General features: G+C 74.7%; 15 protein-coding genes. 12 read left to right on the forward strand and 3 right to left on the reverse strand.

The window, feature by feature from the left end; translation table 11 throughout:
- Positions 1 to 129 precede the first annotated feature (129 nt).
- The 5 genes from A8711_RS29355 to A8711_RS29375 all read left to right on the forward strand — a co-directional run bounded on the left by A8711_RS29355 (position 130) and on the right by A8711_RS29375 (position 6361).
- Complete coding sequence (locus A8711_RS29355) at positions 130 to 1608, forward strand: hypothetical protein (RefSeq protein ID WP_069089966.1); 1479 nt, start codon at positions 130 to 132, stop codon at positions 1606 to 1608.
- Between the two features lie 124 nt (positions 1609 to 1732).
- Positions 1733 to 2107, forward strand: a complete 375-nt coding sequence (locus A8711_RS29360) for a hypothetical protein (protein WP_064447456.1) — start codon at positions 1733 to 1735, stop codon at positions 2105 to 2107.
- 64 nt (positions 2108 to 2171) lie between these two features.
- Entirely contained in the window at positions 2172 to 3116 is a 945-nt protein-coding gene (pip, locus tag A8711_RS29365; protein WP_233607919.1) for a prolyl aminopeptidase, read from the forward strand.
- Positions 3113 to 3934, forward strand: coding sequence for a metallophosphoesterase (locus A8711_RS29370; RefSeq protein WP_069089967.1), 822 nt, complete (start codon positions 3113 to 3115; stop codon positions 3932 to 3934). Before pip ends, A8711_RS29370 begins: the two co-directional genes overlap by 4 nt.
- A 165-nt stretch (positions 3935 to 4099) precedes the next feature.
- A complete protein-coding gene (locus A8711_RS29375) occupies positions 4100 to 6361 on the forward strand; it encodes a catalase (protein WP_069089968.1) in 2262 nt (753 codons plus the stop codon).
- Between the two features lie 78 nt (positions 6362 to 6439).
- Here the strand turns inward: A8711_RS29375 and A8711_RS29380 are convergent, their stop codons facing one another.
- Together A8711_RS29380 and A8711_RS29385 are read right to left on the reverse strand one after the other, a co-directional pair.
- Positions 6440 to 7417: a DUF2804 domain-containing protein gene (locus A8711_RS29380; RefSeq protein ID WP_069089969.1), complete on the reverse strand. Its 978-nt coding sequence runs from the start codon at positions 7415 to 7417 to the stop codon at positions 6440 to 6442.
- A 70-nt stretch (positions 7418 to 7487) separates the two neighbouring features.
- The gene (locus A8711_RS29385) at positions 7488 to 8246 is read right to left on the reverse strand and encodes a peptidylprolyl isomerase (protein ID WP_043325141.1); all 759 of its coding nucleotides are present in this window, start codon (positions 8244 to 8246) and stop codon (positions 7488 to 7490) included.
- 227 nt (positions 8247 to 8473) lie between these two features.
- On the opposite strand from A8711_RS29385, the gene A8711_RS29390 reads away from it, so the two are divergent.
- From A8711_RS29390 to A8711_RS29405, 4 genes are all read left to right on the forward strand, one after another.
- Positions 8474 to 9607 carry an RNA ligase RtcB family protein gene (locus A8711_RS29390; RefSeq protein ID WP_069089970.1) on the forward strand — a complete coding sequence of 378 codons (1134 nt, stop codon included), beginning with the start codon at positions 8474 to 8476 and terminating at the stop codon, positions 9605 to 9607.
- The gene (gene prfH, locus A8711_RS29395) at positions 9604 to 10209 is read left to right on the forward strand and encodes a peptide chain release factor H (protein WP_043325142.1); all 606 of its coding nucleotides are present in this window, start codon (positions 9604 to 9606) and stop codon (positions 10207 to 10209) included. The genes A8711_RS29390 and prfH overlap by 4 nt, the downstream gene beginning before the upstream one ends.
- Before the next feature lie 235 nt (positions 10210 to 10444).
- The gene (locus tag A8711_RS29400) at positions 10445 to 11074 is read left to right on the forward strand and encodes a hypothetical protein (RefSeq protein ID WP_069089971.1); all 630 of its coding nucleotides are present in this window, start codon (positions 10445 to 10447) and stop codon (positions 11072 to 11074) included.
- Positions 11075 to 11103: 29 nt separating this feature from the next.
- Positions 11104 to 11931, forward strand: coding sequence for a DUF72 domain-containing protein (locus tag A8711_RS29405; RefSeq protein WP_069090040.1), 828 nt, complete (start codon positions 11104 to 11106; stop codon positions 11929 to 11931).
- Positions 11932 to 11993: 62 nt separating this feature from the next.
- Here A8711_RS29405 and A8711_RS29410 read toward each other — a convergent pair whose 3' ends face one another.
- Positions 11994 to 12788, reverse strand: coding sequence for a DUF3152 domain-containing protein (locus tag A8711_RS29410; RefSeq protein WP_069089972.1), 795 nt, complete (start codon positions 12786 to 12788; stop codon positions 11994 to 11996).
- A gap of 136 nt (positions 12789 to 12924) precedes the next feature.
- Between A8711_RS29410 and A8711_RS29415 the strand changes: the two genes are divergently transcribed.
- The 3 genes from A8711_RS29415 to A8711_RS29425 all read left to right on the forward strand — a co-directional run bounded on the left by A8711_RS29415 (position 12925) and on the right by A8711_RS29425 (position 15675).
- On the forward strand, positions 12925 to 13428 hold the full coding sequence (locus A8711_RS29415) for a SigE family RNA polymerase sigma factor (protein ID WP_043325145.1): 504 nt from the start codon (positions 12925 to 12927) through the stop codon (positions 13426 to 13428).
- Between the two features lie 5 nt (positions 13429 to 13433).
- The gene (locus A8711_RS29420) at positions 13434 to 14153 is read left to right on the forward strand and encodes a hypothetical protein (protein WP_233607920.1); all 720 of its coding nucleotides are present in this window, start codon (positions 13434 to 13436) and stop codon (positions 14151 to 14153) included.
- A 526-nt stretch (positions 14154 to 14679) separates the two neighbouring features.
- A complete protein-coding gene (locus A8711_RS29425) occupies positions 14680 to 15675 on the forward strand; it encodes a zinc-dependent alcohol dehydrogenase family protein (RefSeq protein ID WP_233607909.1) in 996 nt (331 codons plus the stop codon).
- Positions 15676 to 15725: the final 50 nt, after the last annotated feature.

Below are 15725 nucleotides of genomic sequence, written 5' to 3' on the forward strand. Positions count from 1 at the left end.
CGCCGGTCGGCCGGGCAGGGGCGGGGCGGGGCGAGACGCGCGCGCGGACGCGGTACCGTAGCGCCTCATCGTGCCCTGCGGGGCGGTCATCCGCCGGCCTGGCGCTGGCGAACCGACGGAGGATGGCGCATGTCCAACGGCGACGATCCGTTCGCACCCCACGACGACGTGTCCGCGCGCCCGCGCTTCGATCCGGCGCTGCGCGGCTACGACAAACGTCAGGTGGACCGGTACGTCGAGCAGGTCGACGCCGAGGTCAGCGCGCTCACCGCCGCGCGGGACCGGGCGTACGCGCAGGTGCGTGACCTGACCGCGCAGGCGCAGCGGGCGCAGGCCGAGGCGGCCGAGTTGCGCGAGCGTCCGGCGGCGGCGGTGGACCGGGCGTCCTTCCGGGACCTCGGCCCGATGGTCGACCAGATCCTGGACCTGGCCGAGAAGCAGGCCGGGCAGATCACCGACGTGGCCACCCGGCGCGCGGAGGAGTTCCAGGCGCAGGCGGAGAAGCTGCTGGCCGCGGCGCAGGAGCAGGCCGCTCGGGAGCGGCGCGAGCTGGACGAGGAACTGTCCGCGCGCCGGGCCGAGCAGGAGCGGGTGGACGAGGAGCGGCTGGCCGCGGCGCAGGCGGAGCTGACCGCCGTGCGGGAGCTGGCGGAGAAGCTGCGCGTCGAGGGGCAGGCCGCGCACGACCGGGCCCAGCAGGAGGCGAAGCGGATCACCGAGCAGAGCGCGCAGCAGGTCGAGCAGGCGCGTTCGGCGTCCGAGGCGCTGGTGAAGGCCGCGCGGACGCAGATCCAGCAGGAGGTCCAGGCCAACCGCAGCAAGGCCCAGCAGGAGCTGGCCCAGTGGCAGGCCACGATGGCCAAGGAGCTGGACGAGCGGCGGGCCGCCGCCGAGCAGGAGCTGGCCGACCGGGCCGCCGCCGCGGAGAAGGACATCGCCGCGCTGGTCGCCGAGGCGCAGCAGTACGCCACGGAGGTCCGGGAGCGGGCCGACGAGGAGACAACGGCGCACCAGGAGCAGCTCGCCGGCGTGCAGCGGGAGATCCAGCAGCGGCAGGAGACGCTGACCGGGCTCAAGGCGGAGCTGGAGACGGTCTCCCGGAAGCTGGAGGAGACCCGCCGGGAGATCGGCACGATCGAGCGCAGCGGCGCGGAGCTGGAGGAGCGGCTGGTCGGCGTACGCCGGGAGCTGGCCGCCGAGAGCAGGCGGCTCGACGAGGCGCGGCGCGCGGCGGACCTGGCCGAGCAGCACGCCAAGGAGACCCGGGCCCGGGTGCAGCGGGAGGCCAAGCGGGTCGCCGACCTCGCCGCGGCGGCGGTCATGGCGGCGGCTGCGGGCGGCGGGGAGACCGCCGAGTACCCGCAGGTGTCGGCGCGTCCGGCGGTCACCGTCGCGCCCGACGCGGCGCCGCGGACCGGGGACGGGCGGACCGGGGACGGGCGGACCGAGCCGGACGCGGCCGAGCCGGAGCAGCCCGTCGTGGAGCCGTTCGTCGAGCGGCTGGACGGGCCGAGCTTCGACGCGTTCGCGGTCCGCACGCCGGCTCCGCGCGGGGCGCCCGAGGTGGAGACCACGGGTACGGACAACGGCGTGCCGGCTACCGCCTGAGCGATCGGCGCCACCGGTCCGGGCCGGGCCGGTGGCGTCGCATCTTGCCCATCGACCTTGCTCTATGCAAATATTTGGATCGATCTGCTGGTGCATCTCGATCTTTATTCGGGGGTTGACGGGTATGCGGAAGATCTCCTCCATCGGCGCCGCCGTCGTCCTGACCGTCGCCACTGCGGGCGCCGTGGTGACCGGTACGGCCGGACCGGCGAGCGCCGGGTGCAGCCACTCGCACTCCAACGTCGACAGCAAGTTCGGCCAGCTGTTCAACGCCACGAACGTCAACATCCGCACCGGCCCGCACACCACCTGCGCCTCGCTCGGGTACGGGCAGCTCAACCACAACGTCGACTTCCACTGCTTCGCCAGCGGCGACCGGGTCACCGCTGGCGGCAAGACCACCTACACGTGGACGTACCTGCGGGACGTCACCACAGGTGTCTCCGGCTGGGTCGCCGACGCGCTGCTGGACAACCTCGGCGGCAACGTCGCCTGCTGAAGACGGGCAGGTAGAGCCGTACGCCACCCACCGGATCCCGGTCGGTGACGGCCACGTCCTGTACGTGGAGGAGGTGGGCCGGCCGGACGGCGTACCCGTGGTGTTCCTGCACGGCGGGCCCGGCGGCGGGCTGGTGCCGGCGGCGCGCCGGTTCTTCGATCCGGAGCGCTACCGGGCCGTGCTGTTCGACCAGCGGGGGGCCGGCCGCAGCACCCCGCACGGCGAGGTGCGCGCCAACACCACCTGGCATCTGGTGGCCGACCTGGAGACGATCCGGCGGCGGCTGGGCATCGGCTCGTGGCTGGTGTTCGGCGGGTCGTGGGGCACCACGCTCGGCCTGGCGTACGCGCAGGCGCACCCGCAGCGGGTCACCGGCCTGGTCCTGCGCGGCGTGCTGCTCCTGCGCCGCGCCGAGCGGGACTGGTTCTACCAGGGCGGACTGCGGCATCTCCAGCCCGAGGAGTGGGAACGGTTCGTCGCACCGGTCCCGCCGGGCGAGCGCGACGACGTGCTGGCCGCGTACCACAGGCGGCTGCACGGCCCGGACGAGGCGCAGGCCCGGGTCTGGGCGCGGGCCTGGGGACGCTGGGAGGCGGTCAACTCGTCGCTGTGCCCCGACCCGGAGCTGCTCGCCCACTTCACCGCCGACGAGCACGCGCTGCCGGTGGCCCGGATCCTGTCGCACTACGCCGTGCACGGCGGCTTCCTCACCGAGGGCCAGCTGCTCGACGGCGTGGACCGGATCCGCCACCTGCCCGCCGTGATCGTCAACGGCCGGTACGACCTGTGCTGCCCGCCGGTGTCCGCGTACGACCTGGCCCGCCGGTGGCCGGAGGCGACGTTGCGGATCGTGCCCGGTGCCGGGCACTCCGCGGCCGAGCCGGCGATCGCCCGCGAGGTGCTGCGCGCGCTCGACGAGGTGACCGCGAGGGTCGAGAGCCCGGCCGGCGAGCCTGGTCACGGCGAGCCTGGTCATCCGGAAGCGCCGCTGGCAGGATCGGCCGGGTGACGGGTGGGCTGTACGCGGTCAGCGACCTCCATGTGTCGTACGCGGAGAACCGCGCGGTGGTGGACGGCCTGCGACCGGAGACGGCGGACGACTGGCTGATCGTGGCCGGCGACGTGGGCGAGGTCTTCGCCGACATCGAGCGGACGCTGCGGCTGCTGCGCGACCGGTTCGCGACAGTGGTGTGGGCGCCGGGCAACCACGAGCTGTGGACCCACCCCAACGACCCGGTGACGTTGCGCGGGGTGGCCCGCTACGACGCCCTCGTCGCGATGTGCCGGGAGCTGGGCGTGCTGACCCCGGAGGACGAGTACGCGGTGTGGCGGGGCGACGGCGGCCCGGTCACCGTGGCGCCGCTGTTCGTGCTCTACGACTACTCGTTCCGCGCGCCCGGCACCACCACCAAGGAGGAGTCGCTGCGCGTGGCGTACGACGCCGGTGTGGTGTGCACCGACGAGATGCTGCTGCACCCCGACCCGTACCCGGATCGGGAGTCCTGGTGCGCGGCGCGGCTGGAGGCGACCCGGCGGCGGCTGGAGGCCACCGACCCGGCGCTGCCGACGGTGCTGGTCAGCCACTGGCCGCTGGTGCGCCAGCCCACCGAGGTGCTCTGGTTCCCGGAGTTCGCGCAGTGGTGCGGCACCGACCGGACGGCCGACTGGCACGTGCGGCACCGCGCCGCCGTCGCCGTCTACGGCCACCTGCACATCCCGCGCACCACCCACTACGACGGGGTGCGGTTCGAGGAGGTGTCGCTGGGCTACCCGCGCGAGTGGCGGCGTCGCGGCGGCGAGCCGGCGCCGATGAAGCGGATCCTCTGACGTCCTGGACGGCCGCTGGCTGGTCGCCGGTGGGCTGCTGCTCACCGGCGTGACGGTGGCACGCCGGTCCTGACCAGTGATTCCGCGATTGTTCCGGTTTGCCCGCCCTCAGCTGGGGTACGGCCGAAGGGGCCTGGACATTTAGCTGTAGGAGGACAGGTCCTGATGGAATCCAGCAAGCCCGCCCAGATCGTCAAGGGTGTCGTCGAAGCCGCCGTCGAGAAGGTCGGCGACGCGCTGACTCCGGACGTGCCGGGCGCTCCCGGCAGCGCGCCACCACCGCTGGAGGAGCCGACCACGCCGCACGGGCCGCTGCCGCCCAAGGCCGAGCAGGGCGCGCCGGACACCCGGACCCCGACCGGCGCCGAGACCGGCGTACCGAAGATCGCCAAGGGGCAGCAGGGCGCGTACCTCACCACCGCCAACGGCGCCCGGCTGCGCGACACCGACCACTCGCTCAAGGCCGGTCCGCGCGGCCCGGTCCTGCTCCAGGATCACCACCTGCGGGAGAAGATCACCCACTTCGACCACGAGCGGATCCCGGAGCGGGTGGTGCACGCCCGGGGCGCTGGTGCGCACGGCACGTTCGTCGCCAACGGCGCCGCCGAGAAGGTCACCCGCGCCGGTTTCCTGAAGCAGGGGCGCGAGACGCCGGTGTTCGTCCGCTTCTCCACCGTGCTGGGCTCGCGCGGGTCGGCCGACACGGTCCGCGACACCCGCGGCTTCGCCACCAAGTTCTACACCGACGAGGGCACGTTCGACCTGGTCGGCAACAACATGCCGGTGTTCTTCATCCAGGACGCGATCAAGTTCCCGGACGTCATCCACGCCGGCAAGCCGCACCCGGACCGGGAGATCCCGCAGGCGCAGAGCGCGCACGACACGTTCTGGGACTTCGTCTCGCTGCACACCGAGGCCCAGCACCACACCATCTGGAACATGTCCGACCGGGGCATCCCGCGGTCCTACCGGACCATGGAGGGCTTCGGCGTGCACACGTTCCGCCTGGTCGACGAGGCCGGCGCGACCGTGCTGGCCAAGTTCCACTGGAAGCCGAAGCTCGGCGTGCACTCCCTCACCTGGGAAGAGGCCCAGATGATCAGCGGCATGGACCCGGACTTCCACCGCCGCGACCTGTACGACGCCATCGAGGCCGGCGCGTTCCCCGAGTGGGAGCTGGGCATCCAGGTCTTCCCGGACACCCCGGAGGAGACGTTCGCCGGGATCGACCTGCTCGACCCGACGAAGATCGTGCCGGAGGAGCTGGCGCCGGTGCAGGCGATCGGCACCCTCACCCTCAACAAGACGCCGCGCAACTTCTTCGCCGAGACCGAGCAGGTGGCGTTCCACGTCGGACACCTGCCGCCGGGCATCGACGTCACGAACGACCCGCTGATGCAGGGCCGCCTCTTCTCGTACGTGGACACGCAGCTCACCCGCCTGGGCGGGCCGAACTTCACCCAGATCCCGATCAACCGGCCGCACGCCGACGTCAACGACATGCTGCGGGACGGCTTCCACCAGCACGCGGTGCACGCGGGCGTGGCGCCGTACCGGCCGAACTCGCTCGACGGCGGCAACCCGTTCCCGGCCGGCGACCGGGAGCACGCGTTCGTGGACACGCCGGTGACGGTGGCCGAGGCGCCGAAGGTGCGGGCCGCGCCGGCCTCCTTCGACGACCACTACAGCCAGGTACGCCTGTTCTGGCAGAGCATGTCGCCGGTGGAGAAGGAGCACATCATCCGGGCGTACACGTTCGAGCTGGGCAAGTGCTACCACCAAGCGATCAAGGAGCGGCAGCTGCAGTGCCTGGCGAACGTCGACCCGGTGCTGTGCGAGCAGGTCGCGACCGGCCTGGGCCTGCCGGTGCCGCAGCCCACCGTGCCGCTCGCCGAGGTGCAGCCCAGCCCGGCGCTGTCCCAGGTGGGCCGGGAGTGGCCGGCCGACGGCCGGATGGTCGGCATCGTGGTCGACGCCCAGGCCGACCTGGGCGACGTGCACGACGTACGCCGGGAGGTGTTCGCCGCCGGCATGGTGCCGCTGCTGATCGCCGCGCACGGCGGCACCGTCGACGGGCTGCCGGTGCAGCGCACGTTCGCCACCGGCCGCTCGGTCGAGTTCGACGCGGTGCTGCTGGCCGGCGCACCGGCCCCGGCGCCGGACGCGCTGCCGGCCCGCGACGCCAAGGCCGGCGCGGCGGGCTCGGCCACCGTCGACCCGCGGGTGCTGCTGCTGGTCGAGGAGGCGTGGCGGCACGCCAAGGTGATCGGCGCCTGGGGCGCGGGCGCCGAGGTGCTGAACCAGGCCGGTGTCACCGGCACGCCGGGCGTGGTCACCGGTGGCTCCGGCGCCGAGGTGCTCGCCGAGGTGCAGCGGCTGATGGCGGCGCACCGGGTCTGGGAGAGGTTCCCGGCCTCGGTCGCCTGACCTCGAAGTCGCGCGTGGGGCGGTCCCGGACGGGGCCGCCCCACGCTGTGCGTACGGCCCGCCCGGCGGGGACCGGCCTCACCAGCGGTTGCGGGCCTCCTCGGCCCAGCCGACCAGGCCGTCCAGATCCACGCGCCCGCCGTCGTCGGTAGCGGCCCAGCCGGTGAAGTGCCCGAAGCACTGGTGCGTCTCCCCGGCCAGCACGAGCAGGTTGGTGCGCGCCACCCGCTCGTGGAACGGGTGGAACGTGACGTCCACCCGGTCGCCGGTGATCCGCCACGGCCGCAGCCAGTCGGCGCGGTCGTACTCCCAGGTCAGGTCCGCGCCGATCTTGTGCAGCCGCCCGTCGACGAAGACCGCGTTCTCGGTCGAGCCGGTGCCGTCGGTCCACTTGCCGCCGAGCTGGATCGACCGGCCCGGACCGCTGCCGGCCGCCCAGTTCCACCGCACCGCGTACCGCCACTTGCCCCGGCCGTGGTCGAGCGCCGCGTACGACCCCTCCCCCACCGGGTACGCCGTGCCGTCCACGGTGATCGTGCCGTGCACCGGACGGCCGATGTCCTTGACCGTGTACTGGAACCGGCGGGTGCTCCACGGCACCACCACGCCGAGCGACTCGTGGCCGGGCGGCAACGGCACGGTCAGGTCCACCTCGACGCCGGGCGCGCTGGCGCGCAGCGTACTGCCGTCGGGGCCCTGGTCCACGGCGATGGTGAGGTTCCCGCCGCGGGCCCGGACCGGGCCGTCGCCGCTGACCGGCGGCAGCACGGTGCCCCGGGCGAACGGCACCACCGCCTCCGCCGTGGTCTCCCGGCCGGTGCTCCGGTCGAGCAGGTAGAGGCTCTGCACCCCGGCGTAGTCCAGTGACGACGCGACCAGGCCGAGGATGTGCGTCGGGGTGACCACGCCCCAGTGCTCCCACCGCTTGGCCCGGCCCCAGCCGCGCAGGTTCGCCCGGTGCAGCGGCCGGCGGCTCCAGCCGACCGCGTCCGGGTTCAGCCGCCCGTCCGGCCGGCACAGGTCGACCGGCTCGGTGATCTCCCGCTCATGCGTCATCGCCGCAGGCTACCGGCGGCGACGCGGGCCCGGCGGGCGGCCTCGTCAGCCGTCCCGCCGGGCCGTCACGTCAGCGGCCCTGCTTGGCGCGGCAGATCTCCACCGGCACCGCCGGGGCGCCGTCGACCGGCGCCGGGTCCTCGGGGGTGGGCGCGATGCCGCCGGCCGAGATCCGGTCCAGCGTGGCCAGCCCGGCCGCGTCGACCTGACCGAACACCGTGTAGTTCGGGCGCAGCGCCGAGTCGGCCTGGACCAGGAAGAACTGGCTGCCGTTGGTGTCCGGGCCGGCGTTGGCCATGGCCAGCGTGCCGCGCGCGTACAGGCGGCGTACGCCGGTCGGGTCGGTCGGCGCGGGCGGCAGGTCGGTGGGCAGCTCGTCGCGGTAGCGGTAGCCCGGGCCGCCCTCGCCGGTGCCGGACGGGTCGCCGCACTGCAGCACGGTCAGCGTCGGGTACGCGGTGAGCCGGTGGCAGGGCGTCCGGTCGTAGAAGCGCTTGCGGACCAGGTGCAGGAAGCTCTGCACCGTGCACGGCGCCTGCTCGCGGTCCAGCGTCAACCCGATCGGCCCCTGGTTGGTGCGCAGCGTGACCCGCACGGTGCCCCGGTCCGGCGTGCGGCGCGGGTCCGGCGGCAGCGACACCGGACGGGCGGCCGGCTCGTCCGGCGTGGGCGTGTACGCGCACGGCCCCTTCGTCGGCGCCGGGTCGGCGGCGGGCGCCGCGGTCGCGGCGACACCAGCGGCGGCGACGATCGTCGCGGCGGCCACGCTCACCCCGGCGAGGCGGGCCAGCAGGGGTAATGCGGCGTGCGTTCGGGTTTCGCTCGACACGGTGGTCCTCCCTGGACTCGTGGTACCAGAACGACCGGAGTCTATGGATCGGGTGGGGTGATGTCGACGCGCACGCCTCACGGGTCGCCGGGAAAGTCGGTTGCCCGCCCGCGCCACCTCCGCGAGGCTGAGCGGCATGACGTTCTGACGGATCACACCCCGCCCGCAGGCCCCTCCTCGCCGCCTGCCGTTCCCCGGCCTCTCTCTTTCCGCAGAAACGAGCGTCTGTGTCCGCGTACCCCTCCGGGCGGGCCGTCGTGCCCGCCACCGTCTCCGTCTTCTCCTCCCCCGGCAGCTGGATCGAGTCCGCCGCGCTCGACCAGTGCCGTCAGGTCGCCGCCCTGGACGGCATGGCGCACGTCGCCGCCATGCCCGACCTGCACCCCGGCAAGGGCGCGCCGATCGGCGCCGCGATGTCCTCGACCGTGCTGTATCCGTTCCTCGTCGGCTCCGACATCGGGTGCGGCATCGCGGTGTTCCCAATAGCGCTGCGCCGGGTCGTACCGGAACGGCTCGCGGCCCGGTTCCCCGACCTGGATCGGGCGCTCGACCCGGACGCCGACGACCCGGCGTGGTCGGTGCTGGACGGCGACATCCCGGCCGGGCACCTCGACGGGCTCGGCACCGTCGGGCGCGGCAACCACTTCGTCGAACTGGCCCGCGTCGGGCCGATCCTCGCGGCGGAGCACGCCACGCGGCTCGGGCTGGACGCCGGTGACCTGGTGCTCGTGGTGCACTCCGGCTCGCGCGGGCTGGGCGAACGGATCCTGCGCGAGCACACCGAGACGCACGGCGCCGGTCCCGCGCCCGACCCGGACGCCTACCTGGCCCGGCACGACGCGGCCGTGCGGTGGGGGTCGCTCAACCGGCGGCTGCTGGCCGCGCGGGTCGCGTACGCGCTCGGCGCCGAACCCACCGAGCCGGTCGTCGACCAGTGCCACAACCTGGTCGAGATCCGCGACGGGCGCTACCTGCACCGCAAGGGCGCGGCGCCGGGCGACGGGCGGGACGTGCTGATCGCCGGCACCCGTGGCACGCCCTCCTATCTGGTGGCCGCGCACGCCGGGCCGGACGCCGGCTACTCGGTGGCGCACGGCGCCGGGCGCAAGATGTCGCGCGCCGACGCGCTGCGCCGGGGCCGGGCCAAGCACACCGTCGAGGAACTGCGGCGTACGCCGGTCGGCTCGATCGTGGTGTGCGGCGACCGGCAGTTGCTGTTCGAGGAGGCGCCCACCGCGTACAAGCGCATCGAGCAGGTCGTCGGCGACCTGGTGACGCACGACCTCGCCACGCCGGTCACCACGACGGTTCCGCTCGTCACCTACAAGACGCCGGACGTGGGCCGCAAGGGCCGCCGGTGACCGAGCTGCTGCTGTCCGCCGGGCGCGGACCCGCCGAGTGCGCGTGGGCGCTGGCCCGGCTGCTGTCCCGCCTGGAGGCCGAGGCGGCCCGGCGGGGCCTGCATACCGCGCGGGTCGAGACGGTGACCGGCGACCGGGCCGGCACCTACCGGTCGGTGCTGGTCCGGATCACCGGCGCCGGGGCTGAGGCGTTCGCGGCCGGGTGGACCGGCACGCTCTGCTGGCAGGCGCCCAGCCCGTACCGGACCGGCCACGGGCGCAAGAACTGGTACGTCACCGCGCGCCCGTGCCGGACCGACGTTGTGGTCACGCCGTTCCACGAGGCGGACGTCCAGTTCGTGCCGTGCCGCACCGGCGGGCCGGGCGGTCAGCACCGCAACAAGGCCAGCACCGCCGTCCGGGCCACGCACCGCCCGTCCGGCCGGACCGTGGTGGTGGACACCGAACGGCACCTGCACCTCAACCGCCGGATCGCGGTCGAGCTGCTGCGGCAGCGGATCGCCGCCGACGACGACGCGGCCCGGCGCGCGGGCGTCGACGCCCGCTGGCGGATCCACGACGACCTCGTGCGCGGCGACCCGGTACGGGTGGAGCGGCCCTGACGCGGCCCGATCCGACGTCGCTGACCGGCCCGGCTACCGTGGTCGCGGCGACCGGGCGGCCCCGGCCCGCCGCGGCGCGAGCGCGAGGAGGACGGATGCGACGGAGAAGGACCGGTCTGACGGCGGCGCTGGCGACAGGGGCCCTCTCACTCGCCTCTTGCGGTGCCAAGCGCAGCGTGTACTCCTCCGACCCCGGGCAGGTTACCGACGGCGCCTGCGACACGGACCGCGTCCGGTGAGCCCGCTCGTGCAGCGCTTCCGCGCCGTGGTCGCCATGTGGATCTTCGTCGGCGCGGGCGGGTTCCTGCTGGCCGGGTTCCTCGGCCTGGCCCTGCTGACCCAGACGGGTCCGTTCGCGGCCGCGTCGACCTTCTCCGCCGCCGCCGAGTTCGCCCCCGGCGCCGAGATCAAGGTGCGGGACACCGGCGTACGCCCCGGCAACATCCTGATCCTCGCCACCCCGGCCACAGTCGACCCCGCCACCGTGCGGTGCACCGCGAAGAGCCGGGTCTACTCCACCGGCGAGCAGCGGACCAGCGAGCTGACCGGGGCCCGGCCCGAGGGGACCGCGGCGGTGATGCGCGACCGCGGCGACCCGCGGCAGTTCACTCCGGTGCTGGCCACCGACGGCATCGCCTGGATGGGCACCGACTTCGTGAGCTGCACCGGCGCCGGCGCGGAGGCGTTCGCGCTGACCACCGCCGAGGGCATCCAGAGCGACCGGTTCCGGCTCGGCGCCGGACTGCTGCTCATGCTGCTCGCCCCGGTCCTCGCCGGGCTCGGCTGCCTCGCGCTGTACTTCACCCGGAAATGGAACCGGGAGGCGGCGCAGCGCGGCGACTCGACGAGCTGGCCCTACCGGTGACCGGGCCGCGCCTGCACGTGGGCTGCGCCATGTGGACGCACAGGTCCTGGTCCGGCCGCTTCCTGCCGCATCCGCTGCCCGCGCACGAGCGGCTGCGCGCGTACGCCGGGTGGTGCGACGCCGTGGAGGGCAACACCACGTTCTACGCGACCCCGGCCCGGGAGACGGTGGCGTCCTGGGCCGAGCAGACCGGCCCGGCCTTCCGTTTCCTGCCGAAGCTGCCGAAGGCGGTGACGCACGAGCACCGGCTCACCGGCGGCGAGGCGGCGCTGCGCGCGTTCCTGCACGCGATGGAGCCGCTCGGGCCCCGGGCGGACGCGCTCTGGGTCCAGCTGCCCGGCTCGTTCGGCCCCGGCGACGTGCCCGACCTGGACCGGTTCCTGCGCACGCTGCCCGACACCCACAGGTACGCCGTCGAGGTCCGCCACCCCGCCTTCTTCACCGAGCCCGGCGCGGTACGCGCGCTGGAGGCCACGCTGCACCGGCACGGCGCGGAGTGGGTGCCGTTCGACACCACCGCGTTCTTCCGTACGCCGCCCACCAGCGACGCGGAGCGGGAGGCGTGGACGCGCAAACCGCGCCTGCCGCTGCGTACCCGGGCGCTGACCGACCGGCCGATCGTGCGCTACCTGGGCCGCGACGACCCGGCCCGCACGGTCGAGGGCTGGCAGCAGTGGCTGGACGTGGTCACCGGCTGGCTGCGGGAGGGCCGCTCGCCGACGGTGTTCGTGCACACACCGGACAACGCGGACGCGCCCGAGCTGGCCCGCCGCTTCCACGACCAGGTCCGCGAGCGGGTGCCCGGGCTCGCGCCGTTGCCGGAGCCGGAGCCGGTCGGCCCGGCCACGCTGTTCTGAGCGCCGGCGTGGGTCCGCTTGCGCGGCCGGGCTGCGCGTGCCCGGCCGCGCGGACCCGGACCTCAGCCCGGCCGGCCGCCCTCCGGCGGGGGCAGGCGATCGTCGTACACGCCGGAGCGGCCCGCGTACCGCTCGCCACGCAGGAACGGCAGCGGGTTCGGGGTGCAGCCGTGCAGGCCGAGCGTCTGCTGCTGCATCACCGGCGCCGGGCGGCCCCGCCCCGGGCAGCGCTCGTGCCCGTGACCCAGGCGGTGGCCGACCTCGTGGTTGACCACGTACCGGCGGTACGCGGCGAGGTCGCTGCCGTACGCGGGCGCGCCGAGCACCCAGCGGGCCACGTTCACCACCACCCGGTTCCCGTTACGGCAGGACGTGTACCGGTCCAGCCCGTCCCCGCACAGGTCGTCGCGCGTACCGGGGGTGGCGAGGTAGACGGTGAAGTCGGCGGGCCCGTCGGCGCCGACGCGACGCAGGGCGATCCGCCCGTCCGTCGTCCAGCCACCCGGGCCGGCGAGGATACCGGTGACCTGCGCCCCGAAGTCGGCCGCTGGCAGACCCGTGATGTCGCGCTCCACCGCCACCCGGTAGCGCAGCAGCCGGCCCGTACCCCCTGTGGTGGCCGGCTCGGCGGCAGCGAACCGCCACCGGTTGCCGCCCTCGGCGGGATAGCCGATCCGCGCCGGCCGGGGCCGGACGGGCGCCGCCGCCGACGCGGCCGGCGCGGCAGCGGACGGCCCGGCCGGCTCGGACGGCGCGGCTGCGGGCTGGTCGGCCACTGCCGGTGTGCAGCCGGCCAGCGCCACCGCCAGCGCGATCACCGCCGCGCCACCGCGTGTCCGGTCCACGGTCCTGGTCATCTCGACTCCCCTCGGTGCCCGGTCGGGGGCACGGGGATGAGGACGGGTGGCCCGTCGCGAAAGTTGGTGCGGCGGGGACTCAACCTTTTCCGCTGCCCGCACGTCCCTACCGGGGTGAGAGGTGCAGAGGACCGGCATGGCCCGGGGTGACGCGGAGTTCGTCGAGTTCGCGCGGGCGTGCTCCGGGCGGCTGACGCACGCCGCCTTCCTCATGACCGGCAACCACCACCACGCCGAGGACGCCGCGCAGACCGCGCTCGTGCGCACGTACGCGTCGTGGTCCCGGATCCGCAACGGCGACCCGTACGGCTACGCCCGGTCGGTGCTGGTGAACCACCTCGTCGACACCTGGCGGCGGCCGATCCGCGAGTACCCGAGCGACGACCTCCCGGAGCGAAGCGGCGGCGACCTGGCCGAGGAGGTGGCGACGCGGCGGTGGCTGGTCACCGCGCTCGGCACGCTCACCGCGCGGGAACGTGCCGTCGTCGTCCTGCGTCACTACTTCGACCTGCCGGAGGCCCAGGTGGCCCGCGAACTCGACGTGTCCGTCGGCACCGTCAAGAGCACCTCGTCCCGGGCGCTGGAGAAGCTGCGTACCGCTGGCCTGTCCGCGCCCCGACCGCAGGAGACGTGCCGGTGACCGAGATGGACGAGCTGCGCCGGGCCATGCGGGCGACCGAGCGGGCCGGTGGTCTGGACCTCGACGACATCATGCGCCGGGGGCGGCGGCTGCGCCGGCGGCGGCGGGCCGGCGCAGCCGTGGCGGCGATGACGGCGGTGCTCGCCGTGGCGTTCGGCGTCGAGGCCGTGGCGACGCGGCCCGGCCCGCCGAACCTCCCGGGTGGGGAGCCGGCCGCCACCGCGTCCGCCGGCCCTCCAGCGCCCACGCCGACGGCCGCGCCGGCCCCGACCCAGTCGCCGCTACAGCCGCTCGGGACCGTCGTGGACAGCGGCATCCGGTACGGCGCCGACGCGCGCGTGTTCTTCATGGTCCCGATCGACGTGCCGGAACTGCCGCGTGTCACGATCGGCCTGGTCGCCGGACGCCGCGCGCCGGACGGCCACCTGACCTCCGACTTCCTGCTCAACGACGTGTCCGGCAGCGACCGCCGGGCCGGGTTCCACGAGATCGGGTACGACCAGCAGCGGGCGCCCACCGACACGTCGATACCGACGTTCGGCTACTTCGTCGGGCCGGCGGCCCGCATCGTCGGGACAGTCGACGGCCGGCAGGTCGACGCGAAGCTGGCCAGGTGGAGCGAGGACCCCCAGGTGGTGATCTTCTGGTTCGACCCGAAGACCCTGACTCCGGGAACCCGCCTGGACGGCATCACCGCCCGAGACCCCCAGGGCCACCGCCTGTAACCCCACCCGCCCGCTCCCTCCCCCGCGTCTTGCGCGTTGATCAAGGAGTTTGCGGACTGGCACCGCCCCGACAAGGACACAAACTCCTTGATCACCGGGAAGGGAGGGGCCGGGCGTGAGAGCCCATCCCGCCCCGAGCTCCCTGGTTCGCCGACTTGAGCCGCCCCGCGCGCCCTCCCTCGCCTCGGCGCCCCGAACCACCCGTAGATCTTGGTACGAAACGGCCCTCATGAGGGCGCTCTCGTACCAAGATCTACGACTGCTCCCGGGATACGGACCACGGATCTCGGGCCATGGGAGACCCGACGCGCCTGGGACGGGCAGGCGAGGCTGGCACCGACCCTCGCCGGCGATCTTGCACTTTCCGCCCGGTCAGATGGGGCATTCAGGACATCTACCGGCCCGCAAGTGCAAGATCGCGGGAGCGGGGAGGGGGCGGGAGGGGGCGCGGGGTGGGGGTGTGAGGATCGGGGGCATGCGTGCTGTGGTGTTCGAGCGGTTCGGGGTGCGGCCAGAGGTTTGCCGGGTGGATGATCCGGCGCCCGCGCCTGACGGGGTGGTCGTCCGGGTCGGCGCTACCGGGTTGTGCCGCAGCGACTGGCACGGCTGGCAGGGCCACGACCCGGACATCCGCCTGCCGCACGTGCCGGGGCACGAGTTCGCCGGCGTCGTCGTGGCGGCCGGCGCGGACGTACGCGGCTGGCGGCCCGGCGACCGGGTCACCGCGCCGTTCGTCTGCGCGTGCGGGCGGTGCCCGTCGTGTCTCGCGGGCGACCAGCAGGTCTGCGAGCGGCAGACGCAGCCGGGCTTCACCGGCTGGGGCTCGTTCGCCGAGCTGGTCGCGGTACGGCACGCCGACGTGAACCTGGTCCGGCTGCCGGACGAGCTGGACGAGGCGGCCGCCGCCGCGCTCGGCTGCCGGTTCGCCACCGCGTTCCGGGCCGTGATCGCGCAGGGCCGGGTGGCCGCCGGTGAGTGGGTGGCGGTGCACGGCTGCGGCGGCGTCGGCCTGTCCGCCGTGATGATCGCGGCGGCGAGCGGGGCACGGGTGGTGGCGGTGGACGTGTCGCCCGGCGCGCTGGAACTGGCCCGCCACAGCGGCGCCGCTGTCTGCGTGGACGCGAGCACGCTGGGCGGTCCCGCCGAGGTGGCCGCCGCGATCCGGGACGCCACCGGCGGGGGCGCGCACCTGTCGCTGGACGCGCTGGGCGCTCACGCCACCTGCGTGGCGTCGATCGAGGGCCTGCGCCGGCGCGGCCGGCACGTGCAGGTCGGGCTGCTGCCCGCCGCGCAGGGACGCCCGGCGCTGCCGATGGACCTGGTGATCGCGTACGAGCTGGAGCTGCTCGGCAGCCACGGCATGCCGGCCCACGCGTACCCGGAGATGCTGCGGCTGGTCACCGCCGGGGTGCTGTGCCCGGCCGACCTGGTCACCCGCACCATCGACCTGGACGCCGCGCCGGACGCGCTGGCCACCATGGACCGGCCGGCCGTCGCCGGGATGTGCCTGATCCGCCCCTGAGAACGGGCACGGGCCGGCCCGGCGCCGGGAGACCCGGCGCGGACCGGCCC

This window comes from Micromonospora sp. II (assembly GCF_001709195.1).
Classification (GTDB): Bacteria; Actinomycetota; Actinomycetes; order Mycobacteriales; family Micromonosporaceae; genus Micromonospora; species Micromonospora chalcea.